Genomic DNA, 17,722 nt, shown 5'->3' with positions numbered 1-17,722 from the left:
TTTCCTAGACACCTACCCCGTTCAAATTCTGCTGACGGGCTTCAAAGCCAATGATCGACCGAATGTCGATGTTAGTATGCTTTCACTTTGGATTGTAGAACATCTCGATGTACTCAAAGATGTCTAGCCTGGGCACATTGCGGGTTGGGTATGTTCGCCGTCGGATATGCTCTTGCATCAGGAGTTGGAAGAAGCTCTCGGAGACAGCATTGTCATGGCATTTCCAGCGTCGGCTCTTGCCGGGTTCTAGTTCAAGCTGGAGCAGGAAGGATTGCCACTCGCGGCTGGTGAACTGCGAACCGTGATCGGAATCCACCATGACAGTTCTGTCGGGCTGTCGCCGGCAGACGCCATCAGCAAGAATTGAAGGGTCAGATCCGTCTTCATGCACGATTGCGCCGGTCTGCTGACCACGCGGCGAGAGAACAGGTCGAGGACGGCGCACAGGTACAACCAGCCCTCGTAGTTCTTGAAACAGGTGATGTCGGTGACCCAGAACTGAACGGGTGTTGATGCATCGAACCGTTGTTCCAGCCAGTTCTCAGCCAGCACTGAGGGCTTGCTGTCGTATCGGCCAGCGCGGTGACGAAAGCCGACTTGCGCGGCGATCCCAGCCAAAAATACCGAGTGCGCAACGCGCTCCTCCGTGACATGCGTCAGCTCGCGCGTCAAACAGCAGTCTTCGGCCTCGTGGTCCGCGCGTGGCTTCGGCATCCAATCGCAGAACGGGTATAGCCACTTGTAGAGAGAATACGTGCTGACACCCAAACGATGGGAAACCTCCCGCACCGGATAGCCGCGCACGGCGACCTGATGCACCGTATTTCGCCTGAAACCATTGCTATAGTTGTATGCCCCATGTCCGCCTCCTCAGATTAAAGTAAGGAGTAAAGTGTCTACAAATGCGGGAGTGCTTCCTGCTGCCCGAATACTGATCCGCCCGCCGGCCATATTTTAAACTCTGTTGACAATACAGAGTGATTGTGGTATGATGGTAGTATTAATTGAAGTGTGGAGAATTTTGGGATGCGTACTTTAGCTCTACTCATCGGCATAACATTGAGTTTTGTATCGGGCTTTCCGAGCCATGCAGACGTTTTGAATGCCGAAGTTCCTCAAGCCTGCGACCGAAAATTATCGGAGACTCGCCCTGTTGTAACGCGTGTTGCGAGCATGGAATTCGGCCAATCGACGGGATCGTGCGGAGGAACACTCACGACCACGGACGGAAAAGAATGCAAATGTCCCAGAGGTGGACGACCAGTTGTACGTGGTTTGCAATGTGGGTGTGACTACAGCGGATGCAGTTAGTGAACATAGATGGCAAAAAAGAAACTGTCGACGCGGAGCGCTCACTGGGAATGAACTATTTTGAATATTTTGGTCCTCCTCTGTGATTGGAAAGAGGGAGGACCCCAAGATAAGCAAGTGACACAGGCCCGATGGGGTCATATCATGCTGCGCCAGCAAAAACCGCGTCTGCATGGCCCGACTGCCCCGCAGAACTTCGGTTCGATAGAGTAATGGTTTCGGGCCTGCAGTTGACGGCAGCAATCAGTGGCAACGTCGTGGCATTCCGAGTTCTGGGTCAACGGAAGCCAATGACCATGCGTGGGGACTAGGTGCCACAAATGCGTGGTACCCAGCCAGAGATGCTTAAATAGAGGCGAGTGTTCTTCGGCGAAATGGGCAAACGACATTGCCAATTTCCATACCGCAGTCTCGTAAAGGGCCACGTCTGATCAGGTAATTGGGGAAACTTTCCCCATTTTCGAATCCAGGTGTTTGGTGAGTGGCCTCATCCACTGAGGACAGCCTTGTTCGTTCAAGTGATGTGGCCCATCGCGCTGTATTCGCCATTGAGAATGGCCGCTTTACAAAACTCCTAAATACTTACGACTCCGTTTCGTGCTAATCCAAGCAACAAAAAATGCATCGGATGCACGGCTGCTTGGCGTGCTCTGTCATTCGTCTCACTTCAGAGGTAGATTGAAATATGTATTATGCCCTCCCCTCATTTGTCTGCGTTAGAAGGGCATAGATCCAATCTCCAGGGTGCCGGAATTTGTACCCACTAACTTGGAAAGGTGCTTACACTTGGAAACCCCGCATAACTCCATGACTAACAATTAAGGCCCTTCGTGCCCATTTGGGGGACCGTTCGGTCACTCGAAGCTTCAGTCCGCGACGCCCTATCCATAGCTGTCAATCGGCAACTGTTTCGGCCTACCTCCATGAAGGTGGTTCTCCCTGAAGTTGGCTTTCGACGTTGTGGCCTAGATTTCGCGGGCAAAGACGGAAGGTTTCTTACCCAGCAAACTGAGTATCTGTTCGACACAAGAAGGGAAATCATTAGCGATGCAAAGCATGGTCACCCTCGCCGCAAGGGATCGGATCAAGCTCTCTTGTGTAGCAGCTATTTCAGGATGGCGTTGCAGCATCACCTGCCAGTCGTCATCGCGAATGACCCGCCTGCGCGAGCGCAGGACAGCAGCACGCAACGCATAGGCCAAGTCGGGTTCGCAATGCGGTCCTAGCGCGCCCGGTGCGGTCAGCAGCACTGTCTGCGTGACGCAGCATCCGGGGTAGGGGCCGCCGGGACATTCTGGCGCCTGCCAGCGCATGGCGCCCTTCGGCAATCCTAGGTCCGACGGCGGCAGGGACATGCCCAGATCGTCCACTGGCCACTTCATTAGGACAGCCCGTGTGCCACCGTGCACCGACCCATCCACCCCAATCAGCGCCAGATCGCCTGCCAGACCGGCAAAGCCCCACGATGCCAGCGCAAGAGCCAGACGCGTTTTGCCCGCGTTGTAATCCCCAAGGATCAGCAGAGCCTCGGTGCCCCGTGCCACCACGGCCCCATGCAGCATGAGCATGCCATGGTGCAGGGCCTCCACCGTCAGGGCAGCGTTCACCGCGCGGCGCAGGGCGCAGTGCGCGCCGGGGGCGGGCCGCGCAACTGTGATTTGTCCCAACCGAATGTCCGTGTCGGCACCTGTGGAGCCAGTTACAGGGCCAAAACTCAACCCCGGCACGCGCTGGTGCAACTCCCGCCGCTCCGCAGCGCTTAGCGCAGGGCCGCGGATGACTCCAATCAGATCTCCGACTGCAATCCCTGTCGCATTGTTGCCCATCGCGCCAACCTACTTCGTGACCGAGACCAGCATGGAGTCGACCTCGTCCAATTGCGCAAGCATCCGGCTCACGCTGACATGTCTCTCCGCCCAGAACACATCGAGATCATCCTGAAGCAGCGCGGGCGCGAGGTAGTGTTGCTTGATTCCGTAAAGGCTCTTGAGCAGTTGGATCAGCGCCACGCGCCCGCAAAACAGAATGTCCTCACGAGCGAGACCATCACCGGCGTCGAGATAGCCTTCGATGACGGCCTGTGCTTGCTTGAGCCAATCATCACTGGTTGCGATCAGGTCGGGGTTGAAGGCGATGCGCCCAAGCTCCCATGAGACCAGGAACGGTTCGGGTGGTCGGAAGTCGAGCACAGCGCAAACACGGTCTCCCTCAAACAACAGATTGAGCGTTGTGTAGTCCCCGTGGACCACCTGCGAGGACAATGCCGGGAGGCTCTTCATAATCCTGGGCAGCTGGCGCAGTTGTACCCGCCGCTCCACGAGCGCCCGGGCCGCAGTAATATCGAAAACAGTGCCGCCGGTCTGGTGAACCTCTGCCTGCAAGGCGTTTTCAATGCTGTCAATCTGGGCCCGCACACTCGCCTCGCTGGTAGCGAGAAAACGGTGCGTCTTGTTGGCGGTAGCGAGGCTGTTGGAATAGCCGCGCAGAGCGGTGTGCAGACGTCCAAGTACATAGCCAATTTCGTGCAGCGCCGCCGAGCCTAGAGCTTTCGTGCGCACCTCGCCTTCGATCCAGTGCCACACCGAAATGGCGTTGCCTGCGTCCTGCGCCACGTAGCACCCGGACGCAAAGCGAACCGGATGGGCTGTGGCGATCCCGGTTTGCCGCGCACGCTCACTCAACGCGATGGCTGCGTTCTCCGCGGCGAGATCCGCCCCCGGGAGATAGCTTTTCACAAAAAATCGCCCCATGTTGGTCTCGACGCGGTAGTTTACGGTACCCTGCCCACGGGGGATCCGCGCAATCGTGAGCGGGGCCATCCTGCCTGCATTGCTCAGCAAGGAGAGTACCGCCGCTTCCGCAGCCGCATGGGGTGTGTCGTTCGTCCTGGTTGTGCTCATCGGGCTATCAGTTTAGGCAAGCTGTAATGCCCCAAGGCTGCTCTGCCAATGCGCGCACGCCCTCGCATAGGCTTGGGCGACGCATGCGGCCGAGCGGTCGGGCCCAGTGAATTCGAAACCTACCGGAACAGCTGTGTTGTGGCCGTTTCGACCGAAAAGCGTTTGCGCAATCATGTCGGTGGCGTCCCGGTCGAGCCCGTCACCTGTGTCGCAAAGATGAACCATGCCCACGTGATCGCGCATCGCAGCAAGGCTGGCAGCAACGGGAACGGAGCCATGGCACGAAATCGCCTGCGCGATCTGATCGCTGTCGGCCAAAAGCCGCAAGCTCGGCCAGTCTGCGCAAAGGGTCCAAGGCGCGGCTATCGCAGGATGAAACCAAGTCGGGTCATGAAGCTCCAACAACAGCGTGTGTGCAGGCCAGAGCGCGGTCAGTTCCCGCAATCCAACAAACTCTTCAGGCCGTGGCACATAACGTCCCAACAGCCTGATCAAACAGTCCGGCACGTCACAGATCAATGCGTCGAGCGCAGTGATGCTATCCCACGCACGCTCATGACATCTGTCAGCAACAACATCTCCCAGATCGACATCGCTCGCAATCATCCGCAGTGGCGCCACAGCGTGGAGACGGCGCAGCAGCGCGCGACTCTCTGTGACCGGACGTTCGAGCAAGGCAAAGCCACGCCTGCCAGCCCGCAGGTCCAGTGAGGGCACCGCATTAGCAAGCAGAAACCGCTCGAGCGCGCGGGCCGTGACCGGCCAAAGCCCGATGCTGTAGAAACCTAGCTCCTGCAGCGATGCTGTGGGGAGGGGCGGATGTTTCATGCCTCGTTCCACTCAAGGCATAGGAAGGGGGGCAAATTCTCCCGCGCTAGGATCGCACGGTAATGCGTGGGGGCCTCTTTGCCGGGCAGGACGCAGCACCATGCCTCCAGCAGATCGTGCCATCCCTGCACGAGGTGCCACGCCAAAACCGTGTCAAACATTGCCCTATAGTCCGATGGCGCCGGGCCGAGTTCGTGTAGTCCAAAGACACGCAGCCCGCGTCGGTGCAACTCCAGCGCGCTCACGCAGTAATCGTTGGCCGGTGTGCCCAGCAACCCAAGCCAACCGCCCTTCGCCGTAGCCTCCATCGCGCGGTCGGGGGCGCCTGTGCAATCGATCACGCACGGGGCCGGGGTTATATCGCCCGGCGCCACAAGCTCGACCGCCCCGAGATCGCACAGCACGCTATCGGCCCGTGCTGTCACTACGGTAACCCGGCGTAGCCCACGCCGCATCAATTCAAAGACACAGCCCACAGCGACCGGGCCAGACCCGAGCACGGTGGCATGGCCATCCCCGGCCTCACGACCAGCATCGAACCCCACCTGCTGCAGCGTGACCGCCGCCATCAGCTGAAAACGCGCGGCGGCAATCTGGGGCAGACGCACACCTTCCGGCACGCTCAGTCTTCGGGGTCGGTTGGTCAGAAAGGTTGCGCCATGGGGCACGGGGTCAAGGCTGACGCGTCCGTCGGGACAACGCACGAGCGTCATGTAGCCCGGGGCGTGCGGGCCGGTGTCGCGCACGGTCTCCAGAGAGCGCCGCTCGGTCCCCGGGCTGATGATGCTGGCAATCGCGCGGCAGGTCGTCGGCCCATTTGGCAGGTCGAGCACCGTAACCTCGCCGTTTTCAACAACCACGCGGCCCTGACTGTCACCCTGCGTTATCACGATTCAACTCCCAGCAGTGCGGGCAGGCGGCCAACCGCATCGGTAATGCCGAAGCTGTGGCGCAGCCTTGGTTGCGGTGTCGGTGCAACCCAGATCGCGGCCAATCCTGCGCGCGCCGCGCCCAGCACATCACGCCGAAAGGAGTCCCCCACAAAGAGCGTAGGCGCTCCACGCGTAGCCTCTCGGACCGCCTTGAAAAACGCGGGCTCCGGCTTGGCACAGCCGATCGCGGAGGAGACGACGATACCAGAAAAGAACGACTCAACTTCCAACCTGTCGAGCGCCTGACGCCGTGCGCTTTCGCTCCGCCGCGTGTTGCTAGCCAGAACCAGCCGGTAGCCTGCTGCGTGCAGTGCACGCAGGGCCTGGGCCGCACCGGGCAACAGGCACTCCGACTGCTGCATCCGCCAGGCTCGCGCGAGGCAGGTTGCAATCTGAGCCTCAGTCATGCAGCCCCGACCTGCCGCCTCTGCGATTACTCGCGCCAAAGGCGTATCGCTGCGCCGGTCGCGATAGGCATCTTTGGCCTGGGCCATGCCACGTCCCAGCTTCGCACCAAAACCTGCCGGCAGTTTCCCGTGCATCTCACGCCTGCAGATTTCAGTGATCAGCTCGGGCTGTGGCGCAGGCGTTGGGCGGACCAGAGTGCCTCCAAAGTCGAAGGCGATGCTACGCACATCCAAGATCGCGGGCCTATCGAACAAGGTGTTGCCAAAGGGTATCGAAATGCTCCGTCATTTCGAAAGGCATCTGCATCTGGCTTACCTCGGCGTGAATCTCGATGGCCGGAGCTGGGGCTTCGCACGGCCTACCGCGGTAAAACCCGACCAAGTCGGTGAAATGGCGTCGGTCGCGCCCGTGCGACAGATCTTCTGCACATAGACCGCTTTTTGCCCAGGGCGACATAACCGGCATGCCTGCATGTGCCGAAAGCCTCGCGATGCGCAGTGGCGCTTTGCACATTGGCACATAGTCAATCCCCAGAAGTGGTGCGATTTCGTCATGATCAAAGGCGAACCGGTCGCCACGCAGATGGCCATGGCTTAGCGCCAGCCCACGCCTAAGCCGTGGCTCAATGGCCGCCGTGCGAGCCTCACCAAGGGTTTGTTCCAAAACCTTGCGCCGCACGGCAAGACGGCCAGGCCAGCCGACAACCTCACTATCGCCGTCGGGCGCCGGACGAATCAGCACCATGTCATCCGCAAAGAATCCGCCTGCACGCTGCGCGGCAAGGTAGGACAGCGTCGACTTTCCCGCGCCACGTTGCCCGATGCCGACAACTATCCGAGCGCCCGCCGGAAAGGCACAGGCATGTAACGGCTGCCAGCCCGTATGCACCAGATAGGCGGCATGGATATTGCGTACCATCCTACTCAGCCAGCGGCTGCCCGGCGTGTCCTCACACAATAGGATTTGACGGCGATGCATGTCCACATGCATGAAAGCGCGCGCCCTCGCCCTCTCGTCATCGAGCCAGACCACGCACTCTTCTGCGCTTAGTTTTTCGAACGTCCAACAGAACGGTTCCGACGCGCCAGGCCGGAACACGCCCAGCGACCGGTGCGCGTCGGGCCATTGCGTGTCGAGTGGGCCGAGGTTGCTTTCAATAACCCACTCCACTGCGGTATCCTGTGCAAGCCGTGTGAATGGGGGCGGCAGATCAAGGGCTGCAGTGTCAAGCGGACGGGTACCGCTTTCGATCCGGATAGCCGGCGCCTGCACACCCTCGAGCCCGACCAGCCATGTGGAGCGTCCAGAGTTGTTGGCCCCCCGCCCCGCGCGGCGGGACGCTGGCGCTACTGATGCGGCAGGTGACATCACGGACATCTATTCCGCGCTCCAGCGCGCCACGTGGCCCGGCTCAGGTAGATCAGTAGCCGCTCCAGCACGCAGCTTTGCTGCTATCTCGGAGATCCGTTGCAGCGATCGAATATCGAGCGGCGACATAGCGTCAGTTCCTGCCAGCCTGTTGATCGCGATCTTGAGTGCGTTGTGCATCGGTGAATCCGCAAAGACATCGTCGCAGATCATCGCACCGTCGCGAGTCACGACGATGCGGTGATGGTTGCGTGGCAATTGCCAGCCGTCCTGCGTCGTGACTGGATCGAGATAGAGCGTGGCTGAAACCGTGCCGCGCCGCAGCATGCAGACTCGCTCGCGCGTATCGGCGCTACGCAATCCCTTGCGCCAGGGCTCGCTTGCATCGGCAGCACCCGGTGGCGGCCCAAGGCGTGTGGTCTCGGAGGCGCGCAGTATGTCGGAGCTGAGCGAGATCCGCATGTCCTTTGCACCGCGCTGCAACAGGGTTGTTTCGTGTACAGCAGAATTGATGAGCCTCGGATGCTGCTTCACCGAGAATTCCGACCGTGCCAGCCCCTGCGCACAGTAGCTGTCGAAATCCGCGCTCAGAACTCGTTCAAGAATCGTCAGCATGTGCAGCCATTCATATCCCAGCACACCATAGGAATGATCCACAAAGCGCCCAGTCTCTATCTCGTCGCCACGGTCCTTGTGAAAGCGGATTTCGATCTGATCGGCCCCAGCCTCGCCAAACTGTGCGGCGGCGATCTCGCAGAACCGGTCAATCACGCTGGAATGGCGATACTGATCGACAATGACAATGCGTGCCTGCGGATGTGATGCGAGCAAGTTCTGGAACAGTCCGATCTCATTGGCCTGACAGGCGGGTTTCTCTAGCAAGATACGCGCTCCCGGGGCCACCTGAAGGATTTGGCTCACCGCATTGAGATGCTCGTGGGTCGGGCAGCTGACCGTCCAGATCCTAACCATATCTCCAAGGCTAGCCATCAATTCGGGGATATTGTCGACCTGGTAGGTGTCGGGCAGGTTCTGGAACCGGGGATCGACGATACAGACGTTGGCACCGTATTCTTTAAGGATGCGAGCATGCAGCCGTCCCGCGACGCCATAGCCCACCACGGCCACATTCGCGCCATGCAGTGCCGGGACGAATGCGTCCTGGGTTCGCGCTTCGGGCTCTGTGTTGCCAGGCCGCGACAGATATCGGTCGTAGTATGCCTCGAACAGTCCCGAGCGTGTGATGACGTCATTAACCGGCACGGTGTGCACGCCCGGTCCGATGGCCTCAAAACTGCGGCAAAGCTCCGCCGTTGCCAGCAAGGCGCCCGCCTTGAAGATGTCGTAGCATTCGTTGGGAATGCTGAACCCTTCGAAAAGGTTAAGCGAGCGACCATCACCCAGCAGTGTGACCTTGCGCGTCTCGTCAAGTTGGAAGCGCAGACCAGTGAAGGGCAGCTCGCGCGCGCTGCGCATGTAGGTCTCCTGGCGTAGGACACTGAAATCACGCGTCGCAAAAGGCGCTAGGAACACTCCATCGGGCAGCACATCGAGATCCGCGTCGCTCAGCGCCATTTCCCCGGATGCACCGCAGATCAGAAAAGTCTCGCGATCGAGCAGCGCGGTCCTGGCATTGCGATAGGTGCTGTAGCCAGCTTCGGCCGCAATGATCAAGCGCAGTATGTCGGGATCGACAATGCTTACATGCGCACCGGCATCGCGCAGACGCTGTGCCAGCCTCTCACCCAGTACCCCGTAGCCCAGCAGAAGCACTGCGCGCCCACGCAGCTTGTAACCGGGCAGCATCTCGCGAATGCGCTTCATGCAGGCATCAGCAATCTCATGATAGCCCAGTTGATGCTTTAGATTGGATTGCGCCATGTTGAAAACCGGCAGGTCGAGCTGTCCGAGCGCAGCGATTCGCTTGAGCCCCGCCACCGTCAGCTCCACCGCTGCATCGATGTGCAGCCCGGCATCCCCGCGCCTGGCGAACCACGCGATCAGCCCGCCATCGTCGATTACCATTACACGGCGGCCCTTGGCACGCGCCCGACTAATGAACGTTTCAATCCGGGCCTCGGCCTGCGCCAGCAGCGCCGGGTCGCCGCCGGTGCCGTCAATCACGGAATTGTCCAGTACGCCGGTCTCGACTCCCTGCCGTTCGATGGTGGCCTGCACGCGGTGCCGGTTCTGTGTGCGATCCCCCTTGGCCAGCACCAAAAGCTGATCCGGCGGCAGGTCACAGCGCAGCAGTGTCAGCGCCAGTCCGAGCGTGTCCTCGAGGAAATGGTCGCGAAAAATGATCGACCATCCTTCGAACGCGCCACGGAGGCCCGCAGCGAACTGACGTAAAAGAGGTAGCGAACGAAGGATCTCGTTCAACTCGTCGGCGCTATAGCATTCGAGCTGGCGTGATAGTTGAGAGACAAATTGTTCCGCACGCCTGTCCAGCGCCTCGCGCTGGCCCGACACGATGATTTCGCAGTAGCGCACCTCCTTTGCAAGATGGCGCTGCATCATTCGTGCGGGCAGGGGCGTCTCGCGCCAGGCCAGAGCTAATGGCGTTTCCATATCCAAATGAAGTTCCGCCCGCGCCGGCCCAGTTTGCCGCAGGTCGAGGTCAAGCGAGGCCGCGACGGTGCTCAGTATCGGCATCACCATGCGGGGATCTACGTTGCCGCGCAGGGAAAACCACTCTGCATCGCCAATGGAAGGTTGCATGTCGTGCTCCTGCATCAAAAAAAAGTTGTTGCACTCGCCGGAGTGGCGGACAGGTCGGGGGCACAGTAGGCCGCCATGAAGTGGCGCATCACGCCGTCAACAGCCCAATCGCGGACATGCCTGCAATCGGGGTGAAACATCTCAGGTCGATTGGGACCATTAAAATACTCATAACTCGGGAAATAGTGGCAGTGCGCATCGCCCAGCCCCTCGAGGCATTCGTGCAATCCGCTGAGCAGCCGCGCCTTTGACAGCGCGTTTGACACGCGAGCATCATAGGGTCGCAAGCTCGTCTTTAGTGGCACGGGCGAGACCGTAAAGAGGATTGGCGTCCCAGTTGGTTTGGACGCGCGAATCGTGGCGATGATTCCACTTATCAGCGCGATCACCTCCAATGTGGGCAGCACACGGCCCTGAAACTGGTGCGGTCCCACCAGATCACGTACGGGCACGCGGTTGATGATTGACCAGTCCGTTCCGACCAGCTCTTCGCAAATCTCTGCCAGCCCAAGGGTCACGATAAAAACGTTGGCACGGGCAAAGCGCGCTCGGTTGCGTGCCTCGATCTCTGCCTGCATTGCCCGGATCGCGGTCACGTCCGGCGACCAGACCTTGTTGCGGTAGGGATCCACGTAGCGCCGCTGGCCGCGACGCTCGACCGTCCAAAGATGGCCGTCGAACCGTTCTCCAGAGGAAAGCAGCACCTCGCGCAGAATCGTCCCAGGGTTGTAGTGAAGGCCAAGAGCATCGCTAAATTCGCATTCCACCCCCCGCGCCGAAAGGTACGTGGCAACGCGGCGGGCGAAACAGCTTCCGATCGTGAAAACGCGGCTCTGGCGGGTAATGACAGGGCGCGCATCGGGCAGTTCCCAATCGGTCTCATGATCTGCGATCCACTCGCGCCCGGTAAACTCCACAAGCCGGTCGCGTTGCGCACCCGTTTCCGAGGAATCGTATTGTATCGGTCGTGCGTCACTCACTGCTTCACAACCTCTTTTGCGCGAAACAGAGGCACGACCTAAGATCACCAAAGTAAATGCACATGGCGCAGAACTTCCCGTAATTTCGGCACAGCAGTTACGTGCTGGACGTAATACCTATCATCAAATCCAGCTTTCGCAAGTGAAGTTGAGTGCGAAATAAAAATTTCTTCTAATGCGGGAAATTTAAGTTGAAAAAGGAGATCAATGTGACCAGTCTACCCGCTACCGGTTGTGGCGGCTACGGTCGTCGACGTCGGTTCACATGTCTAACAGAGGAGTCTCAGACATGACCAACGACACCAAGAAGACCCCAGAACAGCCCGCAATTCGCGAGCTGACCAAGGAGGAAATGCTGATGGTTTCCGGTGGCCGCGGCCAATCGGAAAGCGGCGGCGGCGGCGGTGGCTGGTCGTAGTAAGCGACCTGGTGCTCCCCCGGCCACGGCCGGGGAGCATTCCAGAGTGAATCGGCATTTTCCATCGGCCGGGGGTGTCCACCGCGGGCAAAAATTTGGTTTGTGCCCGCTAATCTCGGTGAGTGGTACGCAATGCAAGACGCTGAAAAAAATGAAACATTCCAGGGGGGTCAGGCGCACCACCTGTTTCGACAAGCCGCCCTCGTGGCCGTGAATGAAGCGACATTCCTTCAGCGGGCGCGCCGTATTCGAACCATGTCAGGCGCGTTTATCTTTGGTTTCACTGCGTTGGTCTTTGGCTCGCTCAGCATCCTCTTTCTGATGCCGATTGAACAGCGGGAGCTGGTGGAGGGACACTTGTCCATGCGCGATGGTGTAGTGGCATTCGGCGTCTCACCCGAGATCGCACGCTATGTCGAACAGCACAGCGATGTGACGGTCTATCCTGACACCTCGTTGCTTGGCGCTATGCGACATCAGCATCTCTTCGCCAGAGTGGAAATGGTTGATTGGAGTGGTGGGGAACCACAATTAATTTTGAATATCTCGGAAGATAAAATTTGGAATCACAAAAATTTAGAGAAAAATGTTAAAATATTGGTGCCGAGAAGATACTTTAGAATTTTGGACATCTTGGTCGGATCTGTGCCATGAATGCTTTTTGGGGAGATATTCTTCAGGAAGATCGCGCAGACTGTGGAATTGCCAGCCTGGCCATCATCTCGGCGCTCCATGGGAATGAGATCGACCTTGCCGTTTTGAAGGCGCGTTTCCCTACGCCCACCGACGGCACAACCCTTCTTGATCTATTCATGATCTCTCAAGAACTCGGGCTGAGCGGACGTGCGGTGCGAGTGGATCTCGACGATCTGGCAAAGCTGAAACTGCCAGCGATACTGCATTTCGGGATGTATCATTTCGTTGTCTTGACACACGTAAAAGGAGATCGCTTCTACCTGCGTGACCCGGCAGTGGGCCGCTGCATGCTTGGACGCGCCGAGATGTCGGCTCGGTTTACAGGGGTTGCGCTCGAGTTCGACGCGCGCGTGTATAACCCGGATTTGGGTCGCCTCGACAAGCTTTCGCTGCTGACGATTTTGTCCTCGATCCCGGGGGCGTGGAAACAGATGGCACTGATCGCTTTGGTCGCTCTTGGGGCACAGTTAGGTTTATTCCTGTTTCCGCTTTTTACTAAATTTCTAATGGAGTTCGTGCTCTGGCCTCACAATGCATCAATGTTGCTTCCCGGTCTCGGTGTGGCGGCTCTGGCAGTTGCTTGTGTGGCGGTTTTCAAATCCATGAAACGTGCACTCACTGACCGGCTTATCGGCGATGTCGACTACGTGCTCGCGCGCTATCTCAACCGGCTGATCTTGCGCCTGGATTTCCGTTTCTTTCAGCGCAAGTCCACAGGCATGATCACGCAATACTTCGCCGCTCTGCGCGCTGTTCGAGGGCTGGTGTCGGACGGTTGCATCGACGCGGTAGTCGAGCTCTCTACGCTGTCGGTGCTGGTAGTCCTCTGCTTCGTATTGAACCCTATGGTAGGAATAGGGCTTCTGGTTTGGGTAGCGCTTTACATGGTGAGCCTGCTGGCACTCCTGCGACGCAGGCAGCGCCCTCTGCGGCAATCTCTGCTGGTCAACGCTGCAGAAGGTACAACGCTGCGTGAGAACTTGCGCAATATACAACTCATCAAAACCAGCGGGCTGGAAACGGTGCGCGACCTGATCTGGCAGATCAGCTACGAACGTGTGTCTGGCAGCACGGCGGCGTTGCGCAGACTGGACGGTGCAGCGGATACGCTGGGCGAGGTGCTGTTGTCTTTGACACGATTTTCCATGGTTGGCTTGGGCTGCATCGCTTACCTACAGGGCGCAGTCACCATGAGCGGGTTCTTTGGGCTGACCTTCTATTTGTTGCTTGTTACTGTCATGTTGTCGGGCTTTACGCAAAAGGTTGGGCGATTGTGGGATATCGGGCTCTACCTGCGCGATCTCAGCACGCTGGCGCTCGAGCCGCAGGACCCACTTTCGGATTTTGGCGATGCACGCCGGGCGCAGTCAGCCTACTCGGCGCCGCGTCAGGCGTCGCCCAGCGATGCCGTTCTGTGCCTGAACGACGTAGGGTTTCGGTTCGGGGCCGATTTACCACGCATCCTCAAACGGGTGGAACTAAGGCTCTTTCCGTCGGAAATCGTTGTGATCACCGGTCCCTCGGGCATTGGTAAAAGCACGTTGCTTAAACTGATTCTGGGCCTCTACACCGCCGAGCGTGGCACAATCCACTGGCATTCCCAGCCCCTGCAGAACTATTCGCGCCGAACCCTCTCGCGCTGTGTCAGCACCGTGATGCAGGAAGACCAACTGTTCAGCGGCACCCTGCTGCAAAACATCACCGGCTTCGCCTCTCATCCCGATGTGCAACGTGTCCGCGAGGTCTGCGACCAGGCCTGTGCCACCGGCTTCATCAGTAAGACACGTGGTGGCCTTTACACGCCAGTGTCCAGCAATGGCGATATCTTGTCAGCGGGTGAGCGTCAGCGGCTTTATTTGGCCCGGGCCCTCTTTCAGGGCGCCGGCGTACTGGTACTAGACGAGTTCACTGGCAATCTCGACGAGGCCACCGAGGAAACGATTTTCGCCAACCTCCGCGCCATGAACAAGACCATCCTGATGACCGCCCATCGCACCACAACCATCGCGCAGGCCGATCGGCACTACCGCCTCGACCCCAACCTGCGTTCGCTTGTTCAGGATAGCTGCTGATGCTCCCAATCTGCCCACCATATCCGATCTCGCTCGACACAGTTTTGGGGTGCGGCGTATTCCGCTATTTCCCACCGATGGAAGCGCTCGACAACAATGGCCGTCCGCTGCTCGAAGGGCGCTCGCTGCGCTGGTCACTGCCCCCCGAGAACTACCGAACCTGCCGCTATCCCGGGCAGAGACACGGCCATTCGCGGCCGATGAACGTTGGCGCGCTTCAACAGTTCATGGCCAGTCGCAGGGCTGTTCTGGCCTATCTGGACTCGTTGTCGCAGGCGGTCGCTGCACGTCTTGGGCTGACGGACCCGCTGCACCTGACTTTGCGTGTCAGCCATGCAGCCTATCATGCTCCTAAGCTCTGCTTGCTTGCGTGTTCTGGACCACAAGCACCCAACAGCGTGATGGCCATCGCGGCCAAGTTGGGCCATGGCGTCTACGAAGGCTGTCTCGGCGTGTTAATGCGCGCTGCGTTTGCGTGCTCCGAGGCCACGCCCGCCGCCATCGCCGATCACGCCGAGGCAGTGGGTCAGCTGATCGGCCGCAAGGAGGTTTGCGCCGGGCCGCGACACCTAATGATAGAAGTGATCGGCGCGATGCAGTCGGGCCTGGATACCGCGCAGCGGTCAGATGTCGAGGATCACAGGGCTAGTGTAATACTTGCACAGCATCTCTGGCGGGCAGAGACGCTTGCTCATGGCAATGCATACGCCGCACTGGCACTGCGGGCTCGGACCGAGCAGATCACCGGTTTCAATGCCTTGCTGCGGCACGCGCGCGTCACCTTTCCGAACGCACTGGAAATCGTACAGGCGGTGACTGAAAACCGCGCACCGCGAGATGGGTTCCTGCGCGCCTACACTGAACATATAGGCCGCGATGGGGAAGATCTTGTATCCTGTTCGGCGGCGCTCGACATGGCTCACCGTGTCCTGAGGCTCACACCGGACAACCCGGTGCTCGAGGTTGTGGGGGGATCGCTTCGGCGCATGTCGCTTGCAGCTTTTGCCCAGCTCGACGACGCCATCGTGGCCTCAGCATTAGCCCCCTCGGATGTGACAGCTATGTCGCCTGCTTTACTCGACATGTTCTTCGGGCCACACCTGACTTCGAACCTAGCCACACCGCTGTGCCAACGCGCGATTGCCACATGACGCTGGCACCCGAGACCGAGCAAGCGCTGGCAGATTTCCTGCGCAACAGATTCGGCACCGCGCTTCTGGTCGGCGCGCTCACCGGCTCGCACGCCAATGGCTGGGCCACGCCACGTTCTGACTACGACCTGATTGCCATCGTCGCTCCCGACCCCACCGGACAATCACCGGACCGGCGCTACGAAGCCGAGGTGTTCCAGGGCGTTCCCGTCGAAACCCTTGTTGTCACGCTGCAAGAGGCGCAACGCATCTGTGCTTTGCGTGCGGCACCAAGCTTCAGGTTCACCAAGAGCGAGGACATCTTGAGAATGGAGAAGTTTGCTTCCGCCCACGTTCTGATCGGCGCACCGCTCTGGTCCGACCTGCTGGCCATGTGCAGCCCGCGCGACTACGCGGCCAAACTGGCGGATCGTCACTGGCGCATCGCAGCCAAGTTTTTTGATGATATGTGTGGGGCACTGGACCAGGAAGAGACGGATCTGGCGGTCGATGCCTGCCGCGCGATGCTGCGCGAAGAGGTTGAGGCTCTGCTCTGCCACACCGGTGACACCAACGGGCGGCGCAAGTGGATGGCGCGCCGCATTGCTGCCGCGGTGGGGATTTCGACGGAAATCAAGGCCGATTTCCGTCGCTTCCACTTCCTCTACGATCTCGGGGGCGAGGCCGAACTTCTGCCATGGGTGCAGCGCGCGATCAGTTTTCATCACACACTTCAGTCCGCAGTGCTCTGGCGGCCGGACATGGGTGGGACAACCGGAGGAACGGCAAGGCCTTCTGGCTTGTTTCCCTCGGGCCCACTCTTTGTCTGGCAGATCGACGAGCATTGGGCCGTGAAATCCATCACGCGCGAACTTGTGCTCCCGCAACAGCATGTGGCGCTGCTTTTGCCGGTGATGGCCGGGCAGAGTGCCGAGCCGAGTGCGGAGGAAAGCTTGGTAGAGGCCCTCATCAACGCAGGTCTTTTAACCCGCGGTGAAGGTGGTGTTGAGGTGGCTTGACCGGAAGGCACCAACACAATCGGGGAAGTTATCAGCATTGGGAACGCTGCCTGACCCAAACGAAAAGAGGTGACTGTTAAGTAAGTTCTTCAGTGGTCTCAATTGTGCGAACGCCAAATTTCACGGCACAGATCGACAGAATCTCACGCTCGCCCCATTTCCGGGTCGTTAACTGTGTATCGGCATGCAATCTTACCCCTTTCTGGAGTGCGCCCTTGTGAGTGGACCAGTCGGACAAGTTGAATTGCCTCCTTGCCTCCTTGCCGGCTTGCCGGCTTGCAAAGCAAGAACGCCAATGTCCCGACGCCACCTCAGTCAGCGTACGGAATTCAAGCGCCAGGAAGTAGCCTAGCATTATGGCGGCGAGACGCCGCAGCACTCGGTCGCCACCACGACCTATCACGCACTCGGATCCGCATTTGGATCGAGAAGATGGTGCCCGGTGCCTTCGACAACGACTTGGCCGCAGCCGAGCTGATGGCTGAGTAGTAAGCCCGAATCGCAGCGTTCGAACAGTTGGATGGGCGCAAGGGACTTGAGATCGAGTTTCCAAAAGCGGCTCAGCGCTCGGGATGCTCACCGAGAAGCGGGTCAACATTGGGGACTGCCGACTGTGCGAGCTCTCAATCCGGCAGGGATGCGATCTGTTGGGTATCGCAAGGTCCAGCCACTATTCCGATCCCGGTCCGAAGTCCGGTGACACAAAATCATCGCAGAAATCCGGGCCAACATCGACTAGTTCGAGGGTGGAGGTTTCTGCAGCGTCGGTGTAGAGTTCCGCTGCCGGGGGTTGGTCAAATTTTTTTTGATCCTGCCCACCCGCAGGGGTGCACTCCAATATGGGTTTGCGATTGCATGCCAATTGGCACTTGCCTTCCGCAAGTGCCTAGAGACGTGGGCGGAGTACAACGTTCATGGGGCTAAATCTGTTGATAGTAT

The 17,722-nt window shown here is 59.2% G+C and carries 13 protein-coding genes and 1 pseudogene; 5 read left to right on the top strand and 9 right to left on the bottom strand.

All coding sequences use genetic code 11. The features are described from left to right. Positions 1 to 4 precede the first annotated feature (4 nt). The 9 genes and pseudogenes from HCO70_RS01355 to HCO70_RS01315 form a co-directional block, all read right to left on the bottom strand. A pseudogene (locus HCO70_RS01355) lies at positions 5 to 819 on the bottom strand (IS3 family transposase). Between the two features lie 1,457 nt (positions 820 to 2,276). After that, complete coding sequence (locus HCO70_RS01350; RefSeq protein ID WP_172292360.1) at positions 2,277 to 3,137, bottom strand: hypothetical protein; 861 nt, start codon at positions 3,135 to 3,137, stop codon at positions 2,277 to 2,279. Positions 3,138 to 3,146: 9 nt separating this feature from the next. Then, the gene (locus HCO70_RS01345; RefSeq protein WP_172292358.1) at positions 3,147 to 4,211 is read right to left on the bottom strand and encodes a phosphotransferase enzyme family protein; all 1,065 of its coding nucleotides are present in this window, start codon (positions 4,209 to 4,211) and stop codon (positions 3,147 to 3,149) included. A gap of 12 nt (positions 4,212 to 4,223) precedes the next feature. After that, a complete protein-coding gene (locus tag HCO70_RS01340; RefSeq protein WP_172292356.1) occupies positions 4,224 to 5,039 on the bottom strand; it encodes a hypothetical protein in 816 nt (271 codons plus the stop codon). Then, entirely contained in the window at positions 5,036 to 5,929 is an 894-nt protein-coding gene (locus tag HCO70_RS01335; RefSeq protein WP_172292354.1) for a hypothetical protein, read from the bottom strand. The genes HCO70_RS01340 and HCO70_RS01335 overlap by 4 nt, the downstream gene beginning before the upstream one ends. After that, positions 5,926 to 6,633, bottom strand: coding sequence for an HAD family hydrolase (locus tag HCO70_RS01330; protein WP_216665216.1), 708 nt, complete (start codon positions 6,631 to 6,633; stop codon positions 5,926 to 5,928). The genes HCO70_RS01335 and HCO70_RS01330 overlap by 4 nt, the downstream gene beginning before the upstream one ends. Further along, entirely contained in the window at positions 6,623 to 7,549 is a 927-nt protein-coding gene (locus HCO70_RS01325) for a hypothetical protein (RefSeq protein ID WP_172292350.1), read from the bottom strand. Before HCO70_RS01325 ends, HCO70_RS01330 begins: the two co-directional genes overlap by 11 nt. Before the next feature lie 207 nt (positions 7,550 to 7,756). Beyond that, positions 7,757 to 10,468, bottom strand: coding sequence for a Gfo/Idh/MocA family oxidoreductase (locus HCO70_RS01320; protein WP_172292348.1), 2,712 nt, complete (start codon positions 10,466 to 10,468; stop codon positions 7,757 to 7,759). A 14-nt stretch (positions 10,469 to 10,482) separates the two neighbouring features. Continuing rightward, positions 10,483 to 11,448, bottom strand: coding sequence for a GSCFA domain-containing protein (locus HCO70_RS01315; protein ID WP_172292346.1), 966 nt, complete (start codon positions 11,446 to 11,448; stop codon positions 10,483 to 10,485). Positions 11,449 to 11,737: 289 nt separating this feature from the next. Here HCO70_RS01315 and HCO70_RS24960 point away from each other — a divergent pair, with 289 nt between their 5' ends. The 5 genes from HCO70_RS24960 (at position 11,738) to HCO70_RS01295 (ending at position 16,783) form a co-directional block, all read left to right on the top strand. After that, complete coding sequence (locus HCO70_RS24960) at positions 11,738 to 11,866, top strand: hypothetical protein (RefSeq protein WP_256372945.1); 129 nt, start codon at positions 11,738 to 11,740, stop codon at positions 11,864 to 11,866. Between the two features lie 132 nt (positions 11,867 to 11,998). Continuing rightward, positions 11,999 to 12,520 (top strand): hypothetical protein, encoded by a 522-nt coding sequence (locus tag HCO70_RS01310; RefSeq protein ID WP_172292344.1) that lies wholly within the window; start codon positions 11,999 to 12,001, stop codon positions 12,518 to 12,520. Further along, a complete protein-coding gene (locus HCO70_RS01305) occupies positions 12,517 to 14,634 on the top strand; it encodes a peptidase domain-containing ABC transporter (RefSeq protein WP_172292342.1) in 2,118 nt (705 codons plus the stop codon). Before HCO70_RS01310 ends, HCO70_RS01305 begins: the two co-directional genes overlap by 4 nt. Positions 14,635 to 14,711: 77 nt before the next feature. Next, on the top strand, positions 14,712 to 15,785 hold the full coding sequence (locus HCO70_RS01300; protein WP_216665215.1) for a hypothetical protein: 1,074 nt from the start codon (positions 14,712 to 14,714) through the stop codon (positions 15,783 to 15,785). Further along, complete coding sequence (locus HCO70_RS01295; RefSeq protein WP_172292338.1) at positions 15,782 to 16,783, top strand: nucleotidyltransferase domain-containing protein; 1,002 nt, start codon at positions 15,782 to 15,784, stop codon at positions 16,781 to 16,783. The genes HCO70_RS01300 and HCO70_RS01295 overlap by 4 nt, the downstream gene beginning before the upstream one ends. Positions 16,784 to 17,722: the final 939 nt, after the last annotated feature.

The organism is Pseudoruegeria sp. HB172150 (genome assembly GCF_013184805.1).
Classification (GTDB): Bacteria; Pseudomonadota; Alphaproteobacteria; order Rhodobacterales; family Rhodobacteraceae; genus Psychromarinibacter.
This window is presented reverse-complemented; position numbering and strand designations above follow the sequence as displayed.

Bases quoted from the DNA above. Each gene is read 5' to 3' on its own strand.
- HCO70_RS01310 (WP_172292344.1), top strand. From the start codon at position 11,999: ATGCAAGACGCTGAAAAAAATGAAACATTCCAGGGGGGTCAGGCGCAC.
- HCO70_RS01300 (WP_216665215.1), top strand. From the start codon at position 14,712: ATGGAAGCGCTCGACAACAATGGCCGTCCGCTGCTCGAAGGGCGCTCG.
- HCO70_RS01345 (WP_172292358.1), bottom strand. From the start codon at position 4,211: ATGAGCACAACCAGGACGAACGACACACCCCATGCGGCTGCGGAAGCG.
- HCO70_RS01350 (WP_172292360.1), bottom strand. From the start codon at position 3,137: ATGGGCAACAATGCGACAGGGATTGCAGTCGGAGATCTGATTGGAGTC.
- HCO70_RS24960 (WP_256372945.1), top strand. From the start codon at position 11,738: ATGACCAACGACACCAAGAAGACCCCAGAACAGCCCGCAATTCGCGAG.
- HCO70_RS01305 (WP_172292342.1), top strand. From the start codon at position 12,517: ATGAATGCTTTTTGGGGAGATATTCTTCAGGAAGATCGCGCAGACTGT.
- HCO70_RS01295 (WP_172292338.1), top strand. From the start codon at position 15,782: ATGACGCTGGCACCCGAGACCGAGCAAGCGCTGGCAGATTTCCTGCGC.
- HCO70_RS01340 (WP_172292356.1), bottom strand. From the start codon at position 5,039: ATGAAACATCCGCCCCTCCCCACAGCATCGCTGCAGGAGCTAGGTTTC.
- HCO70_RS01320 (WP_172292348.1), bottom strand. From the start codon at position 10,468: ATGCAACCTTCCATTGGCGATGCAGAGTGGTTTTCCCTGCGCGGCAAC.